Below are 23,212 nucleotides of genomic sequence, written 5' to 3' on the forward strand. Positions count from 1 at the left end.
GAGCATGATCTGTAGGAACCCCACAAAACCGGGCGATTCAGCTAGATGCGGCCTCTGCCGACCACCCGGGTCAGGGCGTCGAGCGCGGCGGCGTCGTACGCGCTGCCCGCCGTGAGCCTGATGCGCTCCAGCGCCGCCCCCGCCCGGTCGCGATCGGTGGACGGCCCCACCAGGTCGTCGTAGGCGTTGGCGACCCTGATGATGCGGCTGGACAGCGGCGGGTCGTCGGCGATCTCGTCGCACTGCCTGCGGACCACCTCGGCCACCCGGTCGAGCACGCCCGTCTGCCTGATCACCTCGGCCCCCAGCTCGGCGATGCGCCGCGCCTGCTCCGGATCGGCGAGCACGGTCGCGCCCCCCGGGATGGGGTCGCGCAGCGAGAGCTGGCCGATGTCGTGCATGAGGGCGGCGTACTCCAGCTCCAGCAGCTCGGGTTCGGCCATGCCCAGCTCCCGGCCGACCGCCACGGCCAGGCGGGAGACCCTGCGGGAGTGGCCGGGCTCGACGTAGCCGCCGACCTCGGTGACCCGCGACAGGGCGCGGACGGTCTGCAGGTAGGTGGCGCGAATGCCGGCGTACTTGCGGAAGGCCACCTGCGTGACCAGCAGCGGCGCGGCGAAGACCAGCAGGGCCACCAGGTCCATGCTGTGCGTGGCGAGCGCGAGCAGCACGCCGGAGGCGGCCACGGCGGCGCCCAGCGGGAACGCCATGTTGATCTCGTCGCGCACCGCCACCCGGAACGCCGTGCGCAGCCGCTCGGCCCGCAGCAGCGCGGCGATCAGCACGTCGACCAGCAGCGTCACCGTGATCAGCGAGACCATCACGACGAGCGCCGGCCACCAGGTGTGGGCGCCCGGCGGCGGCTTGGTGAGCTGGTAGAGCGGGTCGGCCAGCGGGCGGAAGGCGAAGGCCAGCAGCGCGCCGGTGAGCAGGCGGCGGGCCATCGCGTCGAGCCGCGGCGGCCGGCCGACGGCCAGGTGGGGCAGCGCGCCGGCGACCATCCCCGCCGCGATCACGGCCACGACCTGCAACGCGGAGTGGCGCAACTGGTTCTGGCTGAGGTCGAGCAGCAGGGTGTAGCCGAGCGCCGCGGCGGCGCCGATGGGCGCGACCTCCCTGTTGCCCGGCATGGTCAGCCGGGCCAGCTCGCCCACCGCGATCAACGCGCCGAACCCGATGGCGATCTCGGGACGGTCGAGCCCGACGGCCGCCGTGTGCGCCACCCCCGCGACGGCGACCAGGCCGGCCGCGCAGATCAGCAGCAACTGGCCGGAGTCGAGCCTGCGCAGGACGGTGGCCTGCGCCCTGTCGGCGCGCCGGACGCGCTCGGTGGTGGTCATGGCCCGCTCACGACCTGGATGGGCATCGTCGGGTCGTCGTGGTCCTTGATCGTGGCCTCGGCGGCGTCGGGCGGCGGCGCCTCGACCCGGCGCGGCGGCTGCCACGGATTGCGTTCCAGCGCCTTGATGAACGCGGCCACCATGATCGGGTCGAAGTGCGTGCCGGAGCATTTGCGCAGCTCCTCCACGGCCACCTCGACCGGACGCGCCCCCCGGTAGGAGCGGTCGGAGGTCATCGAGTCGAACGCGTCGGCCACCGCGATCACCTTGGCGAACTCGGGGATCTCGTCGCCGGCCAGGCCCATCGGGTAGCCGGTGCCGTCGTGGCGCTCGTGGTGGTGCATGATCCCGGCGTAGGCCTCGTCGAGGAAGCCGATGCCGCGGACGATCTCCAGCCCGCGCATCGGATGGAGCTGGATCGCGGCGAGCTCCCCCTCGGTGAGCGGCCCGTCCTTCTGCAGCACCTTCGTGGGCACGCCGAGCTTGCCCACGTCGTGGAGCATGCCGGCGTAGCGGATGGCGCGCACGCGTTCGAGGCCCATGCCGATCTCCTGGGCGATCATGCTGGAGGCGAGCGAGACACGCGTGCAGTGGCCCCGCGTGTAGTAGTCCTTGGTCTCGACGGCCTGGCAGAGCGCGGCGATGGTGGCGTCGTACGAGCGCTGCTGGGCGTGGTACTGGCCGAACGCCCAGCGGGCCACGAACAGCGGCATCAGCACGAGCACCGCCGAGATCGACTGCACGGTCGCCCACAGCCCGGCCACCAGCAGCCCGAACGTGCCGTAACCGAGGTAGGACAGCAGGAACTGCACCATGCCGCGCAGCGGCACCTCCGTGGCCCGCACGCTGGTCGCCAGGCTGATCATGGTCAGCGTGAGCACGATGTTGAGCGGCACGAAGACGGCGGTCGCGGCGGCGTAGGGGCCGATGAGGCTGTCGAACTCGTTGACCCGCGGCACCCCGATCGTGCCGTGCAGCCACTCGTAGACCCAGCCGGAGGCGTAGCCGCAGACGGCGAACTGGGCGCCGTTGAACAACCGTTTGATCAACGGCAGCCCCGGCCGCACGCTGACCGCCGCGGTGAGCCCCACGACCGCCGCGCCCTCCGGCCCGATCAGCACGACCGCGGCCAGCGACGCCGAGAAGCTCACCGACACCGCGAACTGCTCGACGTTGAGCAGCGTCGGCATCGACTCGCACACCAGGAAGAGCAGCGCGAGCACCAGCAGGATGTCGAGATTCTCCGGCGCCACGAGCGGGCCGGAGACGATCGCGCTGTGCCCGATGAGAGCGGCCGCCGCCGCGATCACGGCGACCAGGTAGACCCTCGCGGGCCAGGGCAGGTCACGCATTGCCGCCCCCTACTGCGGTCAGGTCCAGGACACCCCTGGCGGAAGCGCGCCGATACCGGCCAGGACCACCGTCGAGGCGACCACGATGACGGCGGCGAGCAACCAGGTGAACCTGTCCTTCAACATCCCACATGCCTCCACGTCGACTTCTGGAGTTCACGCTACAGAAGAGGACGTCACCGTACGGGCCGAGCGGGAAATCGCAAGCAAAGTGTAATCAAGCAACTACCTGGCGCGACTCCGCGCCCAGGCCACGGTGCTCTTGACACCGGTCGGCAGGTCGGTGCGCGGCTCCCAGCGCAGCCCCTCGTGGGCGGGCACCGGGTCGACGGCCATCGCGGGCAGGTCGCCGACGCGCGGCGGCGCGAACCCCGGCTTGTCGTGGGCCCCGGCCGCGTCGGCGATCAGCGAGTGCAGGCGCCTGTCGGTGGTCTGGATGCCGGTGCCGAGGTTGAACCGGCGGCCGTTGCCATCGCTGCCGCAGGCCCGGACGAAGCCGTCGACCACGTCGTCGACATAGACGTAGTCGCGGGTCTGGGTGCCGTCGCCGTAGAGGACGGTGGGGGTGCCGTTGAGCAGGGCGTCGGTGAAGATCGACACGACGCCGGCCTCGCCGTCGGGCGACTGGCGCGGGCCGTAGACGTTGGAGAGCACCAGCGTGGTGTACTCCAGGCCGTAGAGGGCGCGGAAGGTCGCCAGGTAGGTCTCGGCGCTCAGCTTGGAGGCCGCGTACGGCGAGCGCGGGTCGGTGGGCGCGTCGCCCGGCACGGGGATCGTGGACGGCCGGCCGTAGACCGCCACGGAGGAGGCGAACACCACCTTGCGCGTGGTGCCCTCCTTGGCCGCCGTGAGCACCGAAGCGGTGCCCTCGACGTTGAGCCGGGCGTCGTGGACGGGGTCGGCCACGCTCTTGCGCACACTGATCTGGGCGGCCAGGTGGCAGATGACCTCGGGCCGCAGCTCGGCCGCCAGCCCGATGATCGCCGGGTCGCGCACGTCGAGCACGTGCAGGCTGAAACGGTCGCTCTCGGCCGCGTTGACCAGGTTGTCCCTGCTGCCGGAGGACAGGTCGTCTACGGCGACGACCTCGTGTCCGTCCGCGAGCAGGCGGTCGACGAGATTCGACCCGATGAAACCGGCACCACCGGTGACTAGGACGCGCATGGCGTGAATCCTAGTCGGCCAGCTCCGACCTCACCTGCTCGATCCGCGCCAGCACCTTGGAACGCAGATCGGCGGGGACGGGGTCGCAACCGCAGTGCTTGGCCACGAGCGCCTTGACGGCCTTGTCGAGGTCGTACTCCTTCAGGCACGGGCTGCACTCGTCGAGGTGCACCCGGATGTCGGAGACGTCATGGTCGGTCAGCTCGCCGTCGAGATAGGCGTAGACCTTGTCCAGCACCTCGCGACAGTCGGTGTCGTGCGGGTTGCCACAGCTCATTTCGTTCCCTCCGAGGGGACCAGGCCGCGCTCGCGGGCGTAGTCCTCAAGGAGGCCCCGGAGCTGCCTGCGTCCCCGATGCAGCCTGGACATCACGGTGCCGATGGGAGTGCCCATGATGTCGGCGATCTCTTTGTAGGGGAAGCCTTCGACGTCGGCGAGGTAGACGGCGATCCTGAACTCTTCCGGCAGTGCCGCGAGCGCCTGCTTGATGTCGCCGTCGGGGAGGTGTTCGAGCGCCTCGACCTCGGCCGACTTCAGCCCGCTGGAGGTGTGGGACTCGGCCCGCGCCAGCTGCCAGTCCTCGATCTCCTCGGTGCCGGACTGCTTGGGCTCGCGCTGCTTCTTGCGGTAGCTGTTGATGAACGTGTTCGTCAGGATCCGGTAGAGCCACGCCTTGAGGTTCGTGCCCTCCTGGAACTGGTGGAACGACGCGAACGCCTTGGCGAAGGTCTCCTGAAGCAGGTCCTCCGCGTCCGCTGGATTCCGGGTCATCCGGAGCGCGGCGGAGTAGAGCTGTTCGAGATACGGCATGACGTCGCGCTCGAACCGCTCGCTGCGCTGCTCCAGAGTCTCCGCGCCTGTCGCGGGCACCGGACCCACCCCCCTAAGATCACCGGTGGCCGGCTGTGGCGGTACACCGTACTCAGGGGAGAATACCCGCTGGCCGATGACCTCCTGGTCATCGGGGCGCGGTCTTTCCAATGTGAGCATGCTCGTCGCAACACGCCCGCGCCCTTGTCTGTTCCCGCAAGATAGAAGGTACAGAGGACCCGGTGCGGGGAACGTCAATACGTACCGGCTGGTAGCCCTTTTTCCGGAACTCAGGAGTCGCGTGTGCTGCCCATTCCGGCCGAGGAACTGAACGGCTCTGGGACGCTCGGGCCGTACTGGACCTTCTACCGCGCCGTCGCCGCCGAGCAACTGAACCGATGGCTCCCCGGCGAACCATCGGTGATCCTGGATCTGTCCGGCGGCCGCGGACGCTGGTCCGGCCAGGCCGCGAGGGCGGGACACCGGGTGATCGAGGTGCTCGACTTCCGCCGGACCGTGGACGCGCAGTCCCGTTTGCGGGACGCCGACCGGGTTCGGCACGTACGCGCCGATGATCTGGCGTTTCTTCCCGACGAGAGCGTCGACGCGGTGCTCGCCGAGGAACGCGCGATGTCGATCGAGCTCATGGCCGAGTCGGCGATGAGCGACGTGGCCAGGGTGCTGCGTCCGGGCGGGCGGGCGCTGGTGTGCGTCGACTCGCTGGTGCTCGGCATGGCGATCCTGGCCGAGCAGGAGCAGTGGCAGCACCTGCGGCAGACCGGCGAGGTCATGCTGGTGCCCTGGCCCGACGGCAGCATCACGCGCTGCTTCAGCAGCGGTCAGCTCCGGGAGCTGCTGATGGGGGCCGGGCTGGAGGTGGAGTGGATGCGGCCGCGCACGGTGTTGTCGCCGTCCACGGTCGACCACGTGCTCGGGTCCGACGGGCGGTCGCTGACCTGGCTCGTGCGCACCGAGCTCGACGCCCATCCCGACGACGACGACACGGTCGGGATTCACCTGGTGGCCAGCGCCCGCAAGAGCTGAGCCGCCGGCCGGTCCCGGGGGCCGCCGTTCTTCGTGTCCGGCGGCCTTCGGCTCCCGCCCGCGCGGCTCCCGTCCGCCGGGGCGGCGTCCGGGCGGTCAGCGGCGGCGTTCGCGTCTTCCCTGGCACTGTACGCAGCGGGCGGCCTCCGGGCGGGCCTCCAGCCGACCCTCGGGCACCGGCTTGTCGCAGTCGACGCACCTGCCGTACGCGCCTTCGTCCAGGCGGGTGATCGCCTCGGTCACCGCGCGGCGCTGCGCGGTCGCCGCGGTGAGCATGGCCTGCGCGCGGTCGGCGTCGGTGAGGTCGGAGCCCGCGTCGGCCGCCGAGCGTTCACGGATCGCGACGGGGTCGCCCCGAAGGACCCCGATCGAACGGTCCAGCTCCACGAGCATGTCTTCGAGCCGCCTGCGAGCGGTCGCGACGTCCACGAATCCGCACCTCCGGGTGAAAGGGGGACGCCCGCGGCGAGGACTCCCCGGTTGTCCCGCCCGGCGCAATTAGGGGCATGTCAGAGCGGTGACACCGAGTGAACGGTTGCATCGCTTTCCTCACCGAATGCCCACTTACCCTGCTTCTTACACCTTTAGAAAAGGCCGGCTTCTTCCCCGTCGGGCAGCGGTTTGATGAGATCCGGTCCATTGTTCCGGACATTATTGACATCAGTGGAAACGGGATATGCCGCCAGCCTCCCGGCCTCCGCGGGCACCAGGAGACGCGAGGCGCGGTCGGTGTCGGTCAGACCCGGGTCGAGCCAGTCGGCCCAGCGGTCGCGCTCGATCATCATGGGCATCCTGTCGTGGATGCGGCCGAGGTGGTCCTCCGCGTCCGTCGTGATGACCGTGCAGGTCACCAGCCACTTGAGCGGGTCGTCGTCGTCGCGCGTACGGTCCTTCCAGAACTCGTACAGGCCGGCCATGGCCAGCACGCCGCCGTCCTCGGGGTGGATGAAGTACGGCTGCTTCTTCTTCTCGCCCTCGACGGCCATCCACTCGAAGTAGCCGTCGGCCGGGATCAGGCACCTGCGCTTGGCGAACGCCTGCCGGAACGACGGCTTCTCGGCCAGCGTCTCGGCCCTGGCGTTGATCAGCCGGGAGCCGATCGACGGGTCCTTGGCCCAGACGGGCACCAGGCCCCACTTGACGATCCTGAGCTGCCGGACCGCGTGCTCGTCCTCCTTGGACGTCCGGCTCATGACCGCGTAGACGTTCTTGGTGGGGGCGACGTTGAAGTCCGCGCCCAGCTCCTTGTCGGGCTCGCCGTCGAGCTCGACCTGGAACTCCTCCAGCAACTCGTGCTTCTTGCGCGCCGAGGCGTATCTACCGCACATGTCCCCACATTGCCATACGTGTGTTCGCTTCCGGCCCCGCCGGACGGGGTAGGCGTGCTCGCGTGAAGGCTTACCAGCTCGTCGAGCCCGGCAGAGCCGAGCTGACCGACGTCGACGTGCCCTCCCCCGGACCCGGCCAGGTGCTGCTGCGCGTGGCCGGGTGCGGCGTGTGCCATTCGGACCTGCACCTGCTGCACGCCGCCTCGGGGCTGCCGTACCCGATGACGCTCGGGCACGAGCCCGCGGGCACGGTGGCGGAGCTGGGGGCCGACGTGCGCGGGTGGGAGGTCGGCCAGGGCGTCGTCGGGTACATCGTGTGGGGCTGCGGGGTGTGCCGCCGGTGCGCCGAGGGGGCCGAGAACGCCTGCGAACGGTTCCCGCGCGGTCTCGTGCCCGGCCCCGGGCTGGGGTTCCCCGGGGCGATGGCCGAGTACATGGTGGCCCCGGCGCGTTCGCTGGTGCCGCTCGGCGGGCTCGACCCGGTGGAGGCGGCGCCGCTGGCGGACGCGGGGCTGACGCCGTACCACGCGATCGACCGGTGCCGCGCGCTGCTCACGCCGGCCGCGACCGCGGTGGTGATCGGGGTGGGCGGGCTCGGGCACATGGCGGTGCAGATCCTGCGGGCGGTCACGGGCAGCAGGATCGTCGCCGTGGACCTCGATCCGGCCAGGCTGGCCGCCGCCGGGGGCTACGGCGCCGACGAGACCGTCCTGTCGGACGGCGACGCGGCCGGACGCGTGCTGGAGCTGACCAAGGGGGTGGGCGCGGACGTGGTGCTCGACTTCGTGGGCGCCGGGCCGACGCTGTCGCTGGCCGCGGCGGCGGTGTCCTCGTACGGGCAGGTCGTGGTGGTGGGCCTGGCGGGCGGGACGCTGGCGTTCCCGGCGGCGAGCCCGCCCCAGGGCCTGCCGTGGGGCGCCGCGGTCGTCAAGCCGTACGCCGGGACGCGGCGCGACCTGCACGAGGTGCTCGCGCTGGCCCGTGAGGGGCGGATCAGGGCTCGGGTGGAACGCCGGCCGCTGGCCGAGGCCGCGTCGGTGCTGTCCGAGCTGGAGTCCGGCGCGATCGAGGGGCGCGCGGTCCTGACCCCTTGACCCCTCGAACACGTGACGACGCGTTGTCCACAGGCTGTGAACGCGCCGTACCAGGCCCAGTAGGCTTTGGACATGCCCGCTCAGCACTGGCCCGCGCCGACGGCCGCCACCCCCGTCAACGCCTCCGTCCGCCTGCCCGGCTCCAAGTCCGTCACCAACCGCGCGCTGCTGCTGGCCGCGCTGGCCGACGGTCCGGGCGTCGTGCGCCAGGCGCTGCGCAGCCGCGACGCCGACCTCATGGTCTCGGCCCTGCGCGCGCTGGGCGCCACGCTGACGGCCGTGCGCGAGACCACCGACGCGGTCGACTGGGAGGTGACGCCGGGCCCGGTCAGCGGCGGCGCCCGCATCGACGCCGGTCTGGCGGGCACGGTCATGCGGTTCGTCCCGCCGATGGCGGCGCTGGCCGACGGGCCGGTCTTCTTCGACGGCGACCCCTACGCCCGCAGGCGCCCGATGGGCCCGATCCTCGACGCCCTGCGCGTGCTGGGGGCACGCATCGACAACGACGCGCTGCCGTTCACGATCAGCGGGCCGCTGACCGGCGGCGAGGTCACGATCGACGCCTCCGGCTCCTCGCAGTTCGTCTCGGGGCTGATGCTGACGGCGGCGCGGTTCGAGAAGGGCGTCACGATCCGCCACGTCGGCCCGCCGGTGCCGTCCCAGCCGCACATCGAGATGACCGTGCACATGCTGCGGGAGGCCGGGGTCAGGGTCGACGACGCCGAGCGCGACGTGTGGCGGGTCGAGCCGGGCCCGATCGCGGCCAGGGACATGACGGTCGAGCCCGACCTGTCCAACGCGGCCCCCTTCCTGGCCGCCGCGCTGGTCACGGGCGGCACGGTCACCGTCCCCGGCTGGCCACCGGAGACCACCCAGCCGGGCGACGCGCTGCGCGGCCTGCTCACCACCATGGGCGCCACGGTGACCCGCGACGGCGACGACCTGCTCGTCACCGGCACGGGCGAGGTCAAGGGCCTCGACGCCGACCTGCACGAGGTGGGCGAGCTGACCCCCACGATCGCCGCGCTGGCCGCCCTGGCCACCACGCCGAGCCGCATCCGCGGCATCGGCCACCTGCGCGGCCACGAGACCGACCGGCTGGCCGCGCTGGCCACCGAGATCAACGCACTCGGCGGTGACGTCGAGGAGACGGCCGACGGCCTGCTCATCCGCCCGCGCCCGCTGCACGGCGGCGTGTTCCACAGCTACGACGACCACCGCATGGCCACGGCCGGCGCCGTGATCGGCCTCGCGGTGCCGGGCGTCGAGGTGGAGAACATCGCGACGACCGCCAAGACGCTGCCCGAGTTCGTCCAGATGTGGGCGGCCATGCTGGAGTCCCGATGAGCGGCGTTGATCGGGCGTTTCGCGGCAGGCGGCGGGGGCAATTCGCAGGAGGGTCCGGCATGGTGAGAGGAAGCGAGCGCATGGGAGCGGACCGCTGAGAAAGCGGGAGTACGACGAGGACGACGTACGGGTCAGGCCGGGCAAGGGCTCGCGCCCGCGCACCCGCATCCGTCCCGCGCACGAGGACGCCGTGGAGGGCTTCGTGGTCGCCGTCGACCGGGGCCGCTACACGACCCTGGTCGAGCCCGAGCGCGGCCACAAGCGCAAGCAGCAGCAGCGCCGGCTGGTGGTCGCCATGAAGGCCCGCGAGCTGGGCCGCAAGGGCATCGTGGTCGGCGACCGGGTGGCCCTGGTGGGCGACGTGTCGGGCCGCCCCGACACGCTGGCCAGGGTGGTCCGGGTGGAACCGCGCACCTCGATGTTGCGCCGCTCGGCCGACGACACCGACGACACCGACGGCATCGAGCGCCCGGTCGTGGCCAACGCCGACCAGCTCGTGATCGTCACCGCGCTGGCCGACCCGCCGCCCCGGCCCCGGATGATCGACCGGATCCTGGTGGCGGCGTTCGACGCCGAGATCGACGCGCTGCTCTGCCTCACCAAGTCCGACCTCGCCCCGCCGGACGAGCTGGTCGCCCTGTACGAGCCGCTGGGCGTGCCGCACATCGTGGTCCACAAGGGCGGCTCGCTCGACGAGCTGCGCGAGCATCTGGCCGGCCGCATCAGCGTGCTGGTGGGCCATTCGGGCGTGGGCAAGTCCACCCTGGTCAACGCCCTGGTGCCCGACGCCAACCGCGCGGTCTCGCACGTCAACGCGGTCACCGGCCGCGGCCGTCACACCTCCACCTCGGCCGTCGCGCTGGAGCTGCCCGAGGGCGGCTGGATCATCGACACGCCGGGGGTGCGCAGTTTCGGCCTGGCCCACGTGTCGGTCGAGACCGTGCTGGCCGCCTTCCCCGATCTGGTCGAGGGCACGGTCACCTGCCCGAAGGGCTGCACCCATCTCGGCGACGGGTGCGCGCTCGACGCCTGGGCGGCCGAGGGCAACGCCGACCCGGCCCGCCTGGAGTCGCTGCGCCGCCTGCTGTCCAGCCGCGAGGGCGCCCCCGACGAGCCGGCCGCCTGACCCCCGGCGGGTTCAGGGGCGGTTGGGGCGCAGGGTCCAGGTGACGGTCAGGCTGGTGACCAGGGTGCCGGCCGCGTCCCGCACGTCGACCAGCACGTCGAAGACCGGGCGCTCACCGGCGTCCAGCTTCGCGACGACCTCCTCCCTGGTGGCCGCCACCCGCGCCTCGGCCCGCACCTCCCCCAGGGCCACCTTCCGGAACTCGATGGTCGCCGTCGTGGGCAGCGGCACGCTCCGGCTGAGCTGGTCGCCGAACCTGGACAGCACCGCCGCCCCCGACGCCGACTCGGCCAGGGTGAACAGCGTGCCCGCGTGCGGCCCGGCCACGTGGTTGTGCAGCTCGGGCCGGTCCGGCAGCCGGCACTCCGCCCGGCCGTCCTCGACCGAGTCGAACACGATCCCCAAAGTACGGGCGAATGGAACGGTTTCGAGGAGGAAGGCACCTACATCAATGGACATAGGAGACATGTTACTGGTCAGTAGGTGAAAAGGGAGTTACCAGAAAAGGGCGCCGGTGACTGATGTCCGGCACGACTGACGCGATAGCGTGGCTGACCGTGCAGGGTTACAACGACAATCTACGCCTCGCTCACGTCATGGCGGACGCCGCCGACGACCTGACCATGCGGCGGTTCAAGGCGGTCGACCTCAAGGTCGAGACCAAGCCCGACCTGACGCCGGTCAGCGACGCCGACCGCGCCGTCGAGGAGGCCATCCGCGGCACGCTGCGCCGCGCCCGGCCCCGCGACGCGGTGGTGGGCGAGGAGTTCGGCAAGACCGGGTGGGGAGCCCGGTCGTGGATCATCGACCCCATCGACGGCACCAAGAACTACGTGCGCGGCGTGCCCGTCTGGGCCACGCTGATCGCGCTCATGGAGTACGGCAAGGTCGTCGTCGGCCTGGTGTCGGCCCCCGCGCTCGGCCGGCGCTGGTGGGCGGCGACCGGCGGCGGCGCGTGGACCGGCAGGAGCCTGGCGAAGGCCACCAGGATGAACGTCTCCTCGGTCGCCAGGCTGGAGGACGCCTCCTTCTCCTACTCCAGCTTCGGCGGCTGGGAGAAGCTCGGCAAGCTGGACAACTTCCTCGACCTCGGCCGCACCTGCTGGCGCACCCGCGCATACGGCGACTTCTGGTCGCACATGATGGTCGCCGAGGGCTCGGCCGACGTGTCCGCCGAGCCGGAACTGTCCCCCTGGGACATGGCGGCCCTGACCGTGATCGTCGAGGAGGCCGGCGGCGTGTGGACCGACCTCGCCGGCGTGCGCGGGCTGGAGGGCGGCAGCCTGGTCTGCACGAACGGCGCCCTCCACGACGAGGTGCTCAACCGCCTCAACGGCACCACGATCATCTCCTGAGCCGGGGCGGCCCGCCCTCAGGCCGTCTCGAAGTCGGTGCACAACCATTGGTGTCCGTGCCGCTCCAGCCGTACGGCCAGAACGTGGCTGCGTTCACCGCAATGCACCAGCAGGCACATCTCCACAGCCCCTTCCCTGGGCTCCTTGACGTGCGGGCTCCCGACGAACGGCGGCCGCTCGGCGGAGATCATCCGCCCGGCCCTGACGAGGTCGCGGTAGGCCCGGCCGGTGAGCCGGTCGGCCACCGACTCCGGCGGACGACGGCCGGTCAGCACCTCGGCCAGCGCCTGCCCGAGCTGACGCAGCCTGCGCCCGTCGGGCCGGGCCCCGGGCGGCCCCCAGACCAGCGGGGTCAGGGCCAGTGCGCCGTGGGTGAGGTCGTCCGCCATGCGTCCTCCAATTACTCAGGGGGAAGAAGGAAACGCCTTAATGAGTTTCCGGCCGGGGCCGCCGGATACGAAATCCGCCAACTTTACCCGGCCATCGTCCTCTTTCATCCGCTTGGGCGAAGAAAGGCTTCCCCGAGCTGGATCCCCTATTTCTTTATCGGTTGTTCACAGCGACAACACCCTGGCGACCGCATTCATCAGTGAATCGCGGTAGGAACCTCCGTACAGGACCACGTGCACCAGCAGCGGATGCAACTGGTGCAGCGGCACCCGCTCCCGCCACCCCGGCGCGAGCGGGAACTCCTCCCGGTAGGCCCCCATCACCTGATCCAGGTACGGCAGCCCGAACAGGGCGAGCATGGCCAGATCCGTCTCCCGATGCCCGCCGTGGGCCGCCGGATCGACGAGCACCCCCGTGCCGCCGGACCACAACACGTTCCCGCTCCACAGGTCCCCGTGGACGCGGGCCGGGGGCTCGGGCGGCCCGGCCACCTCGGCGAACCGTTCCACGGCCCGCTCCACCAGCGCCGCGTCCCGGGCCGGCAGCCGCGCCAGGCGCAGGAACGGCAGCACCCGCCGGGTCGCGTAGAAGGAGGGCCAGTCGCCGTCCGGCGAGTTGTCCATGGGCAGCTCGGCGATGAACCCCGGCCAGGGCGCGCCGAACCCGTCGGCCCCGGCCCGATGCAGACGGGCCAGGTCGCCGCCGAACCGCACGGCCGCCGCCGCGGTGGGCGCCTCCTGCGGCACCCACGACAACACCAGCCGGTCCGGGCCCACCTCCACGACCTCGGGCACGGTGATCGCCTCACCCAGCCAGCGCAGCGCGGCGGCCTCGGAGGCGAACACGTCGGAGGCCGCGCCGAGCTTGGCGAACACCTCCCGCCCGTCCGGCAGCACGCCTCTGAGCAGCCGCCAACCGTGGGAGGAGCCGAGGTCCTCAGTCGATCTCATCGGCGATGTGCCCGGCCACGCCCTCCGAGGCCGTCTCCAGCATGGTCAGCACCTCCTCGAAGCCCTCGCGGCCACCGTAATAGGGGTCGGGCACCTCGGCACCGTCCGGCGCGCCGGCGTCGAACGAGCGGAACAGGCGCACCTCGACCCCGCCGGGGACCAGCCGGCGCAGGTTGGCCGCGTTGTCCCGGTCCATCGCCAGCACCAGGTCGTAGCGGTCGAACCAGTCCTCGGTGAACTGCCTGGCGCGGTGGGCGGCGCCGTCGTAGCCGTGCTCGGCCAGGATGCCCAGCGCCCGCTCGTCCATCGGGTCGCCGACGTGCCAGCCGCCGGTGCCCGCGCTCTCGACGACGACCCGGCCGCCGAGCCCGTGCTCGTCCAGGGTGCGCCGGAGCACCACCTCGGCCATCGGTGAACGACAGATGTTCCCCATGCACACGAGACACACGCGATAGCTCATGGATCCCATCTTCCCTGGTCAAATTGATGGAGATGACCAGGCGCGTTCACCGAACGTTCACCCTTGTTGGGGGGTCTGAGTCACTTTGCCTGCATAACTTCATGGACGACTAAGGACCAAGTGAGGGGAACCCAACCGTGAAGTATGCAGGCCGGCTCGCCGCCGTCGCCGTCGTCGGCGCGCTCTCGCTCGCTGCGTGCGGCACAGACAACAACAGCTCGGGGAGCACGAACGGCACCACCGCCGCCAGCGCACCCGCCGCGGGCAACGACAACGGCCTGAGCGGCACCATCAACGCCGCCGGCTCCTCGGCCCAGGCCAACGCGATCGACCAGTGGAAGAAGGACTTCCAGGCCAAGAACTCGGGCGTGAGCCTGAACTACCAGCCGAGCGGTTCGGGTGCCGGTGTGCAGTCGTTCATCGCGGGCACGGTCGACTTCGCGGGTTCCGACTCCGCCCTCAAGGACGACAAGGGCGAGCCCGCCCAGGCCGACGCCCGGTGCAAGACCGGCAAGGCCATCAACATCCCGATGGTGACCGGCCCGGTCGCGGTGGTCTACAACGTCCCCGGCGTGGACGGCCTGCAGCTGTCGCCCAAGACCATCGGCGGCATCTTCGACAGCAAGATCACCAAGTGGGACGACGCGGCCATCAAGGCCGACAACCCCGACGCCAAGCTCCCGTCGACGCCGATCTCGGCCTTCCACCGCTCGGACGAGTCGGGCACCAGCGACAACTTCACCAAGTTCCTCAAGGCGACCGCCGGCTGGCCGTACGAGCCCGCCAAGGCGTGGCCCGCCGAGGCCAAGGGCCAGGGCGCCAAGGGCTCCGACCAGGTCGCGGCCAGCGTCAAGAGCACCGAGGGCTCCATCGGCTACGTCGAGCTCTCCTTCGCCGAGAACTCCCAGCTCAGCAAGGCCAAGGTCGCCAACGGCTCCGGCGAGTTCGTCGAGCTGACCGCCGACAGCGCGGCCAAGACGGTCGAGACCGCCGAGATCACCGGCACCGGCAACGACCTGAAGCTGAGCATCGACTACGCCACCAAGACCGCGGGCGCGTACCCGATCGTGCTGGTGACGTACGAGATCACCTGCGAGAAGGGCCTCGCGCCCGAGCAGGCGAAGATCGTCAAGGAGTTCCTCACCTACACCTCCAGCGACGAGGGCCAGGCCGCGCTGAAGGAGCTCGGCTACGCCCCGCTCGCGGGCGAGCTGCTCACCAAGGTCCGCACCGCCGTCGGCGCGATCTCCTAGCAGAACATGACGACCAACGTTCGTACCCGTGGGGGCGGGCCGGCCACGGGCCGGTCCGCCTCGCGGCGCAGCCATGGTGAAGGCCCCTTCAAGTTCGTCTCCACCGGTGCCGGCGTCCTGCTGTTGGGGATCATGGCGGCCATCGCCGTCTTCCTCATCAGCGAGGCCGTCCCGGCCCTGCAGGCGAACAAGGGCAACTTCTTCACCGACCTGATCTGGGAGCCCAACGGCAGCCAGGTGTTCGGCATCGGCGCGCTGGCCTTCGGCACCGTCCTCAGCTCGGCGATCGCGCTGGTCATCGCCACCCCCATCGCGGTGGGCGTGGCGCTGTTCATCTCCCACTACGCGCCCCGCCGCCTGGCCGGGCCGCTCGGCTACCTGGTCGACCTGCTGGCCGCCGTGCCCAGCGTCGTCTACGGCCTGTGGGGCGTGACGTTCCTGGTGCCGCTGCTGCGCACGCCGTCGCAGTGGCTCAACGAGAACCTCGGCTGGTTCCCGCTGTTCTCCGGCGAAGGGGCCATCGGCGGCAAGACCATGCTCGCCGGCGGCATCGTCCTGGCGATCATGATCCTGCCGATCATCGCGGCCATCTCGCGCGAGGTCTTCCTCCAGGCCCCGAAGATGAACGAGGAGGCGGCCCTGGCGCTCGGCGCCACCCGCTGGGAAATGATCAGGATGGCCGTGCTGCCGTTCGGCCGCCCGGGCGTCATCAGCGCCGCCATGCTCGGCCTCGGCCGCGCGATGGGCGAGACCATCGCGGTCGCGCTGATCTTCCCCGCCACCTTCGACATCAGCTTCGAGATCCTCACCCCGCACGCCAACAGCATCGCGGCCAACATCGCCAACGGCTTCGGCGAGGCCACGCAGGTCGGCCGAGGTGCGCTGATCGCCTCCGGTCTGGTGCTGTTCGTCATCACGCTGCTGGTCAACATGGGCGCACGCATGGTGATCAACCGGCGCAAGGAGTTCAGGGCGGTAGGGGCATGACCATCCAGCACATCTCAACCGGCCGCCGGATCAAGGACAGGTTCGTCCAGGGGCTGGTCTATCTGGCGTTCGCGCTGGCCGTGGTGCCGCTCATCTCGGTCCTCTGGCTGGTGATCTCGAACGGCCTGCCCCGCTTCGACCTGGAGTTCCTCACCCACTCGATGCGGAACATCGGCGCCCGCGACGTCGGCGGCGGCGCCTACCACGCCATCATCGGCACGCTGGAGCAGGTCCTGCTGGCCTCGCTCATCTCGGTCCCGATCGGCCTGTTCACCGCCATCTACCTGGTCGAGTACGGCCACGGCGGCCGGCTGAGCCGGGCCATCAGCTTCTTCGTGGACGTCATGACCGGCGTCCCTTCAGTCGTTTCCGGCCTGTTCATCCTCGCCTTCTGGGTGCTCTTCCTGGGCAACCCGTTCTCCGGCTTCGCCGGCGCGCTCGCGCTGTCGATCCTGATGATGCCGACCGTGGTCAGATCGGCCGAGGAGATGCTCCGGCTGGTGCCCAACGACCTGCGGGAGGCGTCGTACGCGCTGGGCGTGGCCAAGTGGCGCACGATCCTGAAGGTCGTGCTGCCGACCGCGTTCACCGGCATCGTCACCGGCGTCATGCTGGCCGTCGCCCGCGTGGCCGGCGAGACCGCGCCGCTGCTGCTCACGGTGTTCTTCACCGACTCCATCAACAACGATCCGTTCAGCGGGCCGCAGATGGGCCTTCCTCTCTTCGTCTTCGACCAGGCGGCCCGTCCCAACGACACCGCCATCGACCGCGCCTGGGCCGGAGCCCTCACGCTGATCCTGATCGTCATGCTGCTCAACCTGGTGGCGCGCCTGATCGCCTGGTGGCGCAGGCCCGCCAGGGGCCGATAGGGGGTAACCGCCACAATGTCCAAGCAGATCCAGGTCTCGGGCCTCGACGCGTACTACGGGTCGCACAAGGCGATCGAAGACGTGTCGATGACCATCGAGCCGCGCTCGATCACCGCGTTCATCGGCCCGTCCGGATGCGGCAAGTCGACGTTCCTGCGCACGCTCAACCGCATGCACGAGGTGATCCCCGGCGCCCGCGTCGAGGGCAAGGTCCTGCTCGACGGCGAGGACCTGTACGCCCCCACCGTCGAGCCCGTCTCGGTCCGCCGGATGGTCGGCATGGTCTTCCAGCGCCCCAACCCGTTCCCCACGATGTCGATCTACGAGAACGTGGCCGCCGGGCTCCGCCTCAACGGCCGGGTCGGCAAGTCCACCCTCGACGGCATCGTGGAGGATTCGCTGAAGGGCGCCAACCTCTGGAACGAGGTCAAGGACCGGCTGAACAAGCCCGGCGCCGGCCTGTCCGGCGGTCAGCAGCAGCGCCTGTGCATCGCCCGCGCCATCGCGGTCAAGCCGCAGGTCCTGCTCATGGACGAGCCGTGCTCGGCGCTCGACCCGATCTCGACGCTGGCCATCGAGGACCTGATGGCCCAGCTCAAGGAAGAGTTCACGATCGTGATCGTGACCCACAACATGCAGCAGGCCGCCCGCGTCAGCGACCGGACCGCGTTCTTCAACCTGGCCGCCCAGGGCAAGCCCGGCAAGGTCATCGAGATGGACGAGACCTCCCGCATGTTCACCAACCCCTCGGAGAAGGCGACAGAGGACTACATCACGGGACGCTTCGGCTGATGACCCCACAGCAGGCGGCATCCACGATGAACGGGGACACGCGGACCAAGCCCGTACTGCTCATCGCCGACCCCGACGAAGGCGTCGTCGAAGACCTGGCCACGGCGCTGGAACGCGAGGGCGTGGCCGTCACCGGCGCGCCGGACGGCGCCCAAGGGCTGCTGCAGGCCGGGGCGCTGCAGCCGGACGTGGTGCTCGTGTCGGCCACGCTCCCGGTCATCGACGCGGTGGAGTTCGTCCGCGCGGTACGGCTCGCGCGAGCCGTACCGGTCCTGCTCGGCGTCGGCGAGGGCAACGCCGAGCAGGCCGTACGCGCGCTCGCGGCGGGGGCGGCGGCCTGCGTCGCCCGGCCGTACCGGGTGCCGGAACTGCTGCCCTTCATCCAGGCGGCCTCCCCCGAGTCCCGCAAGGTGCTGGCCGTCGGCGCCGTCGAGCTGGACGTCCAGGCGTATCAGGTACGCGTCGACGGCCGCGCGGTGCACCTGCCGCTGCGCGAGTTCGAGCTGCTGCAGTACCTGATGCGCAACGCCGACCGCACGGTCACCCGCGAGCAGATCATGCGGCACGTGTGGCACGCCGCCGCGACCACCTCGACGAACACCATCGCGGTGCACGTCAAACGCCTCCGGGCGCGCCTGGGCGACAACGACGACCGGCTCATCCAGACCGTTCGCGGCGTCGGCTACCGGCTGGTCACGCCGGGCAGCTCCGGAAGCCGCGCCTGATCCGTTCGGCGACGCCGCCCCCACTTCGGCGAGGACGGCGACCGCGTAGTCGTGCCCGCGGCCCCGGACACCAGCGCCTCCATCAGGCGAACGTGGTCATCCACTGCGCCTCCCGCCGGCCTATGTGAATCCCGCCGCGCCGCCATCAGAATCTGGACCTTGGCCGTGCCGGCGGTGATCAGCCGTTCGCCAAACGTTCTCGCGCCGCCCGCGATCACGCCGTGAATTATCACGAAGAATGACGACAGACCGCCAGGAGTGGCTGGAAATCATCTTCACCTACTCCACCTTGCGCGAAGACCCCGACCACCCCCCAGACTGGCGATGTGACCACTGGTACGATTCCCCTCTTTCGGGGTTTCCCAGCACTCTCGGGGCAAAAGTGACAACGGGGCCGACTTATCCGCAGTATCAGGGGCAACAGCAGCAACAGTGGCCGGGCATGCAGCCGCCGCCACCACCACCTCCCACTCCTCTTCCTCCTCCCAGGCGCAGGACCGGCTTCTGGGTCACCATGGGCATCGTCTCGCTCGTGGCGGCGATCGCCGTGGGCGCCGGGGTCGGCTTCGTCCTGCGGGGGCGCATAGGCGGCGTCCAGGACCCGCTGCGGCAGGAGGCGTCGGGCAAGAGCGACCCGAACGCCGTGGTCGTCACCGACCAGGAGATCAACAAGCTGGTCTACGAGCACGGCAAGGCGTTGAGCAGCGGCAACGCCGACGCGTTCACCTCCATCTTCGACAAGGGCAACGCGGCGCTCATCCGCGACCAGCGCAAGGTGTTCACGAACCTGCGCAAGGTGCCGCTCAGCGAGGCGTCGTACAAGGTGATGCGCCGCGAGGGCCGCGCCGAGGACAGCTTCGGGCGGGCCCTGAAGTTCACGCAGGACGTCGCGTTCGTCCACCGGTTCGCCGGCATCGACCTGCGGCCGGTCTCGGAGTGGTACCGCTGGACGCTGGAGAAGGCGTCCAAGGACGCGCCGCTGGTCGTCACCAAGGTGGACGGCGCGCCACCGCCGATGGTGAGCGAAGGCTCCAAGTCCGTGTACTACCCGGGCCCGTGGGACATCTGGCCGGACATCGCCGTGGTCCGCGCGGGGGCCAGCGTCGTCCTGGCCCGTCCCCAGGACGCGGCCATGGCCAGGCGCGTCGCCCCGGTGGTCGCCGGCGCGGCGAAGAAGAACCTGGACTTCTGGAAGCGCAACGGCGACCCGTCCGCGCCCGTACCGGCCGGATTCGTGGTCGCGCTGGTGGAGGGACAGAACCAGCTCGGCAACCTGTTCCGCAAGGAGAAGGCGCACGAAGCGGGCGTGTCCATCCCCATGCTCGCCTGGAACTCGCTGGGCGACGACGTGAAGGTCGGCGGCACGCGGGTCGTCATGGACACCACCTCAAGCTTCTTCCGGTCCTCCGGCGGCATCCTGGAGATCAGCACGCACGAGCTGGCCCACTCCCTCCTGGCCGGCCTGGACAGCGCCGACTTCTCCCTCTTCGGCAAGCCGAACTGGGTCATCGAGGGCTTCGCCGAGTACGCCGCCAACCGCGGCCGGCCGCTCAACCAGAACATCCGCGTCCAGGAAGGCCGCGCGTACGTGGCCGGGCGCCTCAGCACGCCCTTCTCCGGCCATCTCCCTGACAACCCGTCCTGGGACTCCAACGGCATGACGAACGTGCACTATCTGATGGGACACCTCGCCATGCGCTACATCGCCCAGAAGTACGGCGAGCAGAAGCTGACCACCGCCGTGGTCGCGTCCTACCGGGCCAAGGGCGACGAGGGCGAGACGGCACTGTTCAAGGTGCTGGGCGTGAGCAAGGCGGACTTCGAACGGCAGTGGACGTCGTACGTCCGCGGGCAGCTGGCCTGAACGGGGAACCAACCATGACCGACCACTCCAACACCCCACCCGGCCCGTACGGCCACCAACCCCCCAACCCGTACGGCCAGCCGGCGTCCACTCCCGGCTCCTACCCCCCGCCCTCCCAGCCGTGGCCCCAGAGCCCCGCCGCATATCCCCCACAAGGGACGCCCCCGACCGCCTACCCACCCGCGGGCCACCCACAACCGACCGCGGGCCCGACCTCCTACGCCCCCACCGGGGCGCCTTCCTACCCTCAGTCCCCGACGGGCTATCCCCCGCCCCCGACGGGCGCGGCTCCCTACCCGCCACCGACGGGCAACCCAGCCGCATACCCACCGAACTCCCCCTCGCCCGGCGCTCCCTCGCCATACGGACAACGCCTGCAGCCTCCCGCGAACGGCGGCTACCCCGCGCCCACGCACCCCCAGCAGAGCCCCCGCCCCAAGTGGAAGACCGCCCTGCTCGCCACCGGCGCGGCCGTGGTCCTCCTCTCCGTCAGCACGGGCACCGCCTGGTTCGTCGCCACCACGGGAACCACCAGCGGGGGCATCACCGCGTTCGGCGGCGGGGACAGCGCAGGTGAATGGGACGTCCCCCTCCCCAACGCCGGAAGCTGGGACTTCACCACCGCCCTGGCCTTCGGCAGCTGGCTGACCGACAAGGTCGTCATCCGCGCCCAGAAGGACGGCGTCCTGGCCTACGACCTCACCTCCGGGAAACGTGCCTGGGGCATCCCCTCACCGGGCGCCCAGCTCTGCGGCGCCACCCCGGACCTGTCACAGGGCAAGGCCGCCATCGCGTACGGCAGCAACACCTCGTGCGACCACCTGGCCGGCATCGACACCACCACGGGCAAACTCACCTGGAAGATCAAGATTCCGGCCGAGAAGTCCACCCTCGCGAACTCCATCAACGTCCCCCGCATCATGAGCGCCGACGGCGTGGCCGTCACCGAGCTGAACGACTCGGTCACCGCCTACCGCCTCTCCGACGGCCGCAAGGCGTGGAGCGCCACCACCTCCCGCGACGACGGCTGCCATATCAAGGACATCAACACCGCCCCCACCCGGGTCGCCGTGATCCTCGACTGCACCTTCAGAGGCGGCACCCGCCTCCAGTACATCGACCCGGGAACCGGCAAGATCACCAAGCAGGCCCCCCTCGGCCAGCTCGGCCTGATGAGCAGCCTCCTGTCGGCCTCCCCCGCCATCATCCGCAACGAGTCCGGCGGCCAGAACAGCTTCACCGTCTACTCCGACACCGCCACCAAGGTGACCGAGATCAAGACCGCGGAGGTGGACATGCTCGCCATGAACACCGTGGCCTTCGTCAGCGGCCTGTACGAACAACGCCGCTACACCATCCACGGCGACCGCCTCTACCTGGCCTCGTTCCCGGAGAACGTCCCGCAGAGCATGCGCTCCCGCAACAAGGCCCTGGCCTTCGACCTGAAGACCGGCAAGCAACTGTGGGAATCCTCCGGCACCCACGACACGATCCTCACCTACATCCGCGCCGACGATAAGGGCCTGCTGGCCGTGGAAACGGGCGACCGCCGCGACCTGGCCCCCCGCCTCATCCGCCTGGACGCCGCCACCGGCAAGGTGACCGAACTGGCCACCCTCCCCCAGAAGTACGGCACGGAAGCCGAAAAGGCCCACGTCTTCGAACGCAACGGCGCAGTGATCACCGTCCCCTGGACCTCCGTAGCCACCAAGTACGCCGTCACCTACGTCAACACAAAGTCCGACTGACCTCCAACGCAGAAGGGCCCCACGCATCCCGCGTGAGGCCCTTCTCCCATATCCAGCAACCCCACAGGCCTCCCGCTAGAACCCCCGCCGCCCTACCGAGCCTCTCTGCCGAGAGCAGGTGGTGGAAGAGCCACGTTGTCAGGCGCAGGGCTTCGGACAGGCCCGGGTTGTGAAGGCTTTGAAACGGGCCCGGTGGTGGGGCAGTGCGCTGCTGTGTGAAGGTCTCTGATCGGGCGGGGGACGCAGGGTGGGGTTCGCCTTCTCATGGAGGGCGCGGTTGTGATGCTCGTGAGGGGCGCTACTGGAGGGTGGAGGCGCCTGGGTGTGGTTGGGCGGAGCCCCCGGGGAGGTGTCCCTGGGATCTGGGGCAAGAGGGTGGGGAAACTGAGGGTGTGGGCTGGTTCCCTGGGTGTGTGGGGGGTGTCGGTTTCAGTGGGAGGCGACCGTCGGCTGTCTGCCCCGTCAAACCGGACCGTTCGCTGCCCGCCTCTAACGAGCCGGTGACGCCGCGCTCAATGGCCTACCGCTCCGACACCATCCCAGCCGTCGCCTCTCAAATGCCGACGGCCCGGCGCGCAGCACCCGCCGCCACGCCCATTGCCCCACACCTGCCGCCCGCCAGGGGACCCGCAACCGCGCTCGCCAGCTGTTTCACCCGGCGCATCCCGCAGTCCCCATCGCACGGCCTCGCCCCATCACGCACCCGAAGCCCCGGCCCACCCAGCACCGGCCCGCACCCTCGCGAGTGCCCACCCTGCCGGCCCACACCTCACGCCAGCCCGAGCGCAGCACCAGCCGCGACATCCCGGAGCGCGGCCAGCCACACCACCACGCCCATATGCCCTCGAAGAGAACCAGGCGCGTGGAGAATGCTCCAGACATGCAGAAAGGGCCCCGACCTAAGTCGAAGCCCTTTCAAAAGATTGTCCGGCGGTGACCTACTCTCCCACACCCTCCCGAGTGCAGTACCATCGGCGCAGAGAAGCTTAACTTCCGGGTTCGGAATGTAACCGGGTGTTTCCTTCCCGCCATAACCGCCGTAACCCTATGAAACTGTCAAACGAACAACGCCGTTTGCTGTCTCAGAATTGCCTAGTGGACGCGAGCAATATGCTTTGAGGTCAAGTCCTCGGCCTATTAGTACCGGTCAGCTCCACACGTTACCATGCTTCCACCTCCGGCCTATCAACCCGGTCGTCTACCGGGAGCCTTAC

General features: G+C 70.3%; 23 protein-coding genes and 2 rRNA genes. 12 read left to right on the top strand and 13 right to left on the bottom strand.

From position 1 onward, the window contains the following. Positions 1-41: 41 nt before the first annotated feature. From ACIA8R_RS11555 to ACIA8R_RS11575, 5 genes are all read right to left on the bottom strand, one after another. A complete protein-coding gene (locus tag ACIA8R_RS11555; RefSeq protein ID WP_357697277.1) occupies positions 42-1,340 on the bottom strand; it encodes an HD domain-containing phosphohydrolase in 1,299 nt (432 codons plus the stop codon). Continuing rightward, entirely contained in the window at positions 1,337-2,692 is a 1,356-nt protein-coding gene (locus ACIA8R_RS11560; protein ID WP_357697275.1) for an HD-GYP domain-containing protein, read from the bottom strand. The genes ACIA8R_RS11555 and ACIA8R_RS11560 overlap by 4 nt, the downstream gene beginning before the upstream one ends. A 225-nt stretch (positions 2,693-2,917) precedes the next feature. Then, positions 2,918-3,856, bottom strand: coding sequence for an NAD-dependent epimerase/dehydratase family protein (locus ACIA8R_RS11565; RefSeq protein ID WP_357697273.1), 939 nt, complete (start codon positions 3,854-3,856; stop codon positions 2,918-2,920). 10 nt (positions 3,857-3,866) lie between these two features. Further along, entirely contained in the window at positions 3,867-4,133 is a 267-nt protein-coding gene (gene rsrA / locus ACIA8R_RS11570) for a mycothiol system anti-sigma-R factor (protein WP_357697271.1), read from the bottom strand. Continuing rightward, the gene (locus ACIA8R_RS11575; protein ID WP_397038000.1) at positions 4,130-4,846 is read right to left on the bottom strand and encodes a sigma-70 family RNA polymerase sigma factor; all 717 of its coding nucleotides are present in this window, start codon (positions 4,844-4,846) and stop codon (positions 4,130-4,132) included. The genes rsrA and ACIA8R_RS11575 overlap by 4 nt, the downstream gene beginning before the upstream one ends. Before the next feature lie 123 nt (positions 4,847-4,969). Here ACIA8R_RS11575 and ACIA8R_RS11580 point away from each other — a divergent pair, with 123 nt between their 5' ends. Beyond that, positions 4,970-5,710 carry a methyltransferase domain-containing protein gene (locus ACIA8R_RS11580; RefSeq protein WP_357697268.1) on the top strand — a complete coding sequence of 247 codons (741 nt, stop codon included), beginning with the start codon at positions 4,970-4,972 and terminating at the stop codon, positions 5,708-5,710. A gap of 96 nt (positions 5,711-5,806) precedes the next feature. On the opposite strand, the gene ACIA8R_RS11585 is transcribed toward ACIA8R_RS11580, so the two are convergent. Together ACIA8R_RS11585 and ACIA8R_RS11590 are read right to left on the bottom strand one after the other, a co-directional pair. Then, a complete protein-coding gene (locus ACIA8R_RS11585) occupies positions 5,807-6,139 on the bottom strand; it encodes a TraR/DksA C4-type zinc finger protein (protein WP_357697266.1) in 333 nt (110 codons plus the stop codon). Positions 6,140-6,294: 155 nt separating this feature from the next. Next, positions 6,295-7,038: an SOS response-associated peptidase gene (locus ACIA8R_RS11590; RefSeq protein ID WP_364085585.1), complete on the bottom strand. Its 744-nt coding sequence runs from the start codon at positions 7,036-7,038 to the stop codon at positions 6,295-6,297. Positions 7,039-7,100: 62 nt separating this feature from the next. Here ACIA8R_RS11590 and ACIA8R_RS11595 point away from each other — a divergent pair, with 62 nt between their 5' ends. The 3 genes from ACIA8R_RS11595 to rsgA all read left to right on the top strand — a co-directional run bounded on the left by ACIA8R_RS11595 (position 7,101) and on the right by rsgA (position 10,605). Then, positions 7,101-8,132, top strand: a complete 1,032-nt coding sequence (locus ACIA8R_RS11595; protein WP_397038003.1) for an NAD(P)-dependent alcohol dehydrogenase — start codon at positions 7,101-7,103, stop codon at positions 8,130-8,132. A 72-nt stretch (positions 8,133-8,204) separates the two neighbouring features. Further along, on the top strand, positions 8,205-9,479 hold the full coding sequence (gene aroA, locus ACIA8R_RS11600; protein ID WP_397038005.1) for a 3-phosphoshikimate 1-carboxyvinyltransferase: 1,275 nt from the start codon (positions 8,205-8,207) through the stop codon (positions 9,477-9,479). Positions 9,480-9,573: 94 nt separating this feature from the next. Then, positions 9,574-10,605 (top strand): ribosome small subunit-dependent GTPase A, encoded by a 1,032-nt coding sequence (rsgA, locus tag ACIA8R_RS11605; protein ID WP_357697764.1) that lies wholly within the window; start codon positions 9,574-9,576, stop codon positions 10,603-10,605. Positions 10,606-10,617: 12 nt separating this feature from the next. Here rsgA and ACIA8R_RS11610 read toward each other — a convergent pair whose 3' ends face one another. Then, on the bottom strand, positions 10,618-11,073 hold the full coding sequence (locus ACIA8R_RS11610) for a DUF4442 domain-containing protein (RefSeq protein ID WP_357697258.1): 456 nt from the start codon (positions 11,071-11,073) through the stop codon (positions 10,618-10,620). A 53-nt stretch (positions 11,074-11,126) separates the two neighbouring features. On the opposite strand from ACIA8R_RS11610, the gene hisN reads away from it, so the two are divergent. Further along, positions 11,127-11,960: a histidinol-phosphatase gene (hisN, locus tag ACIA8R_RS11615; RefSeq protein ID WP_397038007.1), complete on the top strand. Its 834-nt coding sequence runs from the start codon at positions 11,127-11,129 to the stop codon at positions 11,958-11,960. 17 nt (positions 11,961-11,977) lie between these two features. Here hisN and ACIA8R_RS11620 read toward each other — a convergent pair whose 3' ends face one another. The 3 genes from ACIA8R_RS11620 to ACIA8R_RS11630 all read right to left on the bottom strand — a co-directional run bounded on the left by ACIA8R_RS11620 (position 11,978) and on the right by ACIA8R_RS11630 (position 13,760). Beyond that, the gene (locus ACIA8R_RS11620) at positions 11,978-12,349 is read right to left on the bottom strand and encodes an Rv3235 family protein (RefSeq protein ID WP_397038009.1); all 372 of its coding nucleotides are present in this window, start codon (positions 12,347-12,349) and stop codon (positions 11,978-11,980) included. Between the two features lie 165 nt (positions 12,350-12,514). Next, positions 12,515-13,300, bottom strand: a complete 786-nt coding sequence (locus ACIA8R_RS11625) for a fructosamine kinase family protein (RefSeq protein WP_397038011.1) — start codon at positions 13,298-13,300, stop codon at positions 12,515-12,517. Further along, positions 13,287-13,760 carry a low molecular weight protein-tyrosine-phosphatase gene (locus tag ACIA8R_RS11630; RefSeq protein WP_397038012.1) on the bottom strand — a complete coding sequence of 158 codons (474 nt, stop codon included), beginning with the start codon at positions 13,758-13,760 and terminating at the stop codon, positions 13,287-13,289. Before ACIA8R_RS11630 ends, ACIA8R_RS11625 begins: the two co-directional genes overlap by 14 nt. Before the next feature lie 137 nt (positions 13,761-13,897). Here ACIA8R_RS11630 and pstS point away from each other — a divergent pair, with 137 nt between their 5' ends. From pstS to ACIA8R_RS11665, 7 genes are all read left to right on the top strand, one after another. Beyond that, a complete protein-coding gene (gene pstS / locus ACIA8R_RS11635) occupies positions 13,898-15,013 on the top strand; it encodes a phosphate ABC transporter substrate-binding protein PstS (RefSeq protein WP_357697250.1) in 1,116 nt (371 codons plus the stop codon). Positions 15,014-15,019: 6 nt separating this feature from the next. Next, positions 15,020-16,000 (top strand): phosphate ABC transporter permease subunit PstC, encoded by a 981-nt coding sequence (gene pstC, locus ACIA8R_RS11640; RefSeq protein ID WP_357697248.1) that lies wholly within the window; start codon positions 15,020-15,022, stop codon positions 15,998-16,000. Beyond that, the gene (gene pstA, locus ACIA8R_RS11645) at positions 15,997-16,869 is read left to right on the top strand and encodes a phosphate ABC transporter permease PstA (protein WP_364085615.1); all 873 of its coding nucleotides are present in this window, start codon (positions 15,997-15,999) and stop codon (positions 16,867-16,869) included. The genes pstC and pstA overlap by 4 nt, the downstream gene beginning before the upstream one ends. 15 nt (positions 16,870-16,884) lie before the next feature. Continuing rightward, positions 16,885-17,661, top strand: a complete 777-nt coding sequence (pstB, locus tag ACIA8R_RS11650; protein WP_397038015.1) for a phosphate ABC transporter ATP-binding protein PstB — start codon at positions 16,885-16,887, stop codon at positions 17,659-17,661. Next, the gene (locus tag ACIA8R_RS11655) at positions 17,661-18,386 is read left to right on the top strand and encodes a response regulator transcription factor (RefSeq protein ID WP_397038017.1); all 726 of its coding nucleotides are present in this window, start codon (positions 17,661-17,663) and stop codon (positions 18,384-18,386) included. Before pstB ends, ACIA8R_RS11655 begins: the two co-directional genes overlap by 1 nt. A gap of 514 nt (positions 18,387-18,900) precedes the next feature. After that, a complete protein-coding gene (locus tag ACIA8R_RS11660) occupies positions 18,901-20,250 on the top strand; it encodes a hypothetical protein (protein ID WP_397038018.1) in 1,350 nt (449 codons plus the stop codon). 473 nt (positions 20,251-20,723) lie between these two features. Then, positions 20,724-21,998 carry a PQQ-binding-like beta-propeller repeat protein gene (locus ACIA8R_RS11665; protein ID WP_364085631.1) on the top strand — a complete coding sequence of 425 codons (1,275 nt, stop codon included), beginning with the start codon at positions 20,724-20,726 and terminating at the stop codon, positions 21,996-21,998. A gap of 925 nt (positions 21,999-22,923) precedes the next feature. On the opposite strand, the gene rrf is transcribed toward ACIA8R_RS11665, so the two are convergent. Both rrf and ACIA8R_RS11675 read right to left on the bottom strand, forming a co-directional pair. Then, positions 22,924-23,040, bottom strand: a 5S ribosomal RNA gene (gene rrf, locus ACIA8R_RS11670). Positions 23,041-23,115: 75 nt separating this feature from the next. Continuing rightward, positions 23,116-23,212: ribosomal RNA gene (locus ACIA8R_RS11675) — 23S ribosomal RNA — on the bottom strand; the annotation flags it as partial.

The organism is Nonomuraea sp. NPDC051191 (assembly GCF_044455665.1).
Taxonomy (GTDB): domain Bacteria; phylum Actinomycetota; class Actinomycetes; order Streptosporangiales; family Streptosporangiaceae; genus Nonomuraea.

Excerpts from the sequence above, each read along its gene's own strand:
- ACIA8R_RS11660 (WP_397038018.1), top strand. The coding sequence starts at position 18,901 with ATGGGCATCGTCTCGCTCGTGGCGGCGATCGCCGTGGGCGCCGGGGTC.
- aroA (WP_397038005.1), top strand. The coding sequence starts at position 8,205 with ATGCCCGCTCAGCACTGGCCCGCGCCGACGGCCGCCACCCCCGTCAAC.
- ACIA8R_RS11590 (WP_364085585.1), bottom strand. The coding sequence starts at position 7,038 with ATGTGCGGTAGATACGCCTCGGCGCGCAAGAAGCACGAGTTGCTGGAG.
- pstB (WP_397038015.1), top strand. The coding sequence starts at position 16,885 with ATGTCCAAGCAGATCCAGGTCTCGGGCCTCGACGCGTACTACGGGTCG.
- ACIA8R_RS11625 (WP_397038011.1), bottom strand. The coding sequence starts at position 13,300 with ATGAGATCGACTGAGGACCTCGGCTCCTCCCACGGTTGGCGGCTGCTC.
- ACIA8R_RS11575 (WP_397038000.1), bottom strand. The coding sequence starts at position 4,846 with ATGCTCACATTGGAAAGACCGCGCCCCGATGACCAGGAGGTCATCGGC.
- hisN (WP_397038007.1), top strand. The coding sequence starts at position 11,127 with ATGTCCGGCACGACTGACGCGATAGCGTGGCTGACCGTGCAGGGTTAC.
- ACIA8R_RS11655 (WP_397038017.1), top strand. The coding sequence starts at position 17,661 with ATGACCCCACAGCAGGCGGCATCCACGATGAACGGGGACACGCGGACC.
- pstC (WP_357697248.1), top strand. The coding sequence starts at position 15,020 with ATGACGACCAACGTTCGTACCCGTGGGGGCGGGCCGGCCACGGGCCGG.
- ACIA8R_RS11565 (WP_357697273.1), bottom strand. The coding sequence starts at position 3,856 with ATGCGCGTCCTAGTCACCGGTGGTGCCGGTTTCATCGGGTCGAATCTC.
- ACIA8R_RS11610 (WP_357697258.1), bottom strand. The coding sequence starts at position 11,073 with ATGTCTCCTATGTCCATTGATGTAGGTGCCTTCCTCCTCGAAACCGTT.
- ACIA8R_RS11630 (WP_397038012.1), bottom strand. The coding sequence starts at position 13,760 with ATGAGCTATCGCGTGTGTCTCGTGTGCATGGGGAACATCTGTCGTTCA.
- rsrA (WP_357697271.1), bottom strand. The coding sequence starts at position 4,133 with ATGAGCTGTGGCAACCCGCACGACACCGACTGTCGCGAGGTGCTGGAC.
- ACIA8R_RS11620 (WP_397038009.1), bottom strand. The coding sequence starts at position 12,349 with ATGGCGGACGACCTCACCCACGGCGCACTGGCCCTGACCCCGCTGGTC.
- pstA (WP_364085615.1), top strand. The coding sequence starts at position 15,997 with ATGACCATCCAGCACATCTCAACCGGCCGCCGGATCAAGGACAGGTTC.
- ACIA8R_RS11560 (WP_357697275.1), bottom strand. The coding sequence starts at position 2,692 with ATGCGTGACCTGCCCTGGCCCGCGAGGGTCTACCTGGTCGCCGTGATC.
- ACIA8R_RS11555 (WP_357697277.1), bottom strand. The coding sequence starts at position 1,340 with ATGACCACCACCGAGCGCGTCCGGCGCGCCGACAGGGCGCAGGCCACC.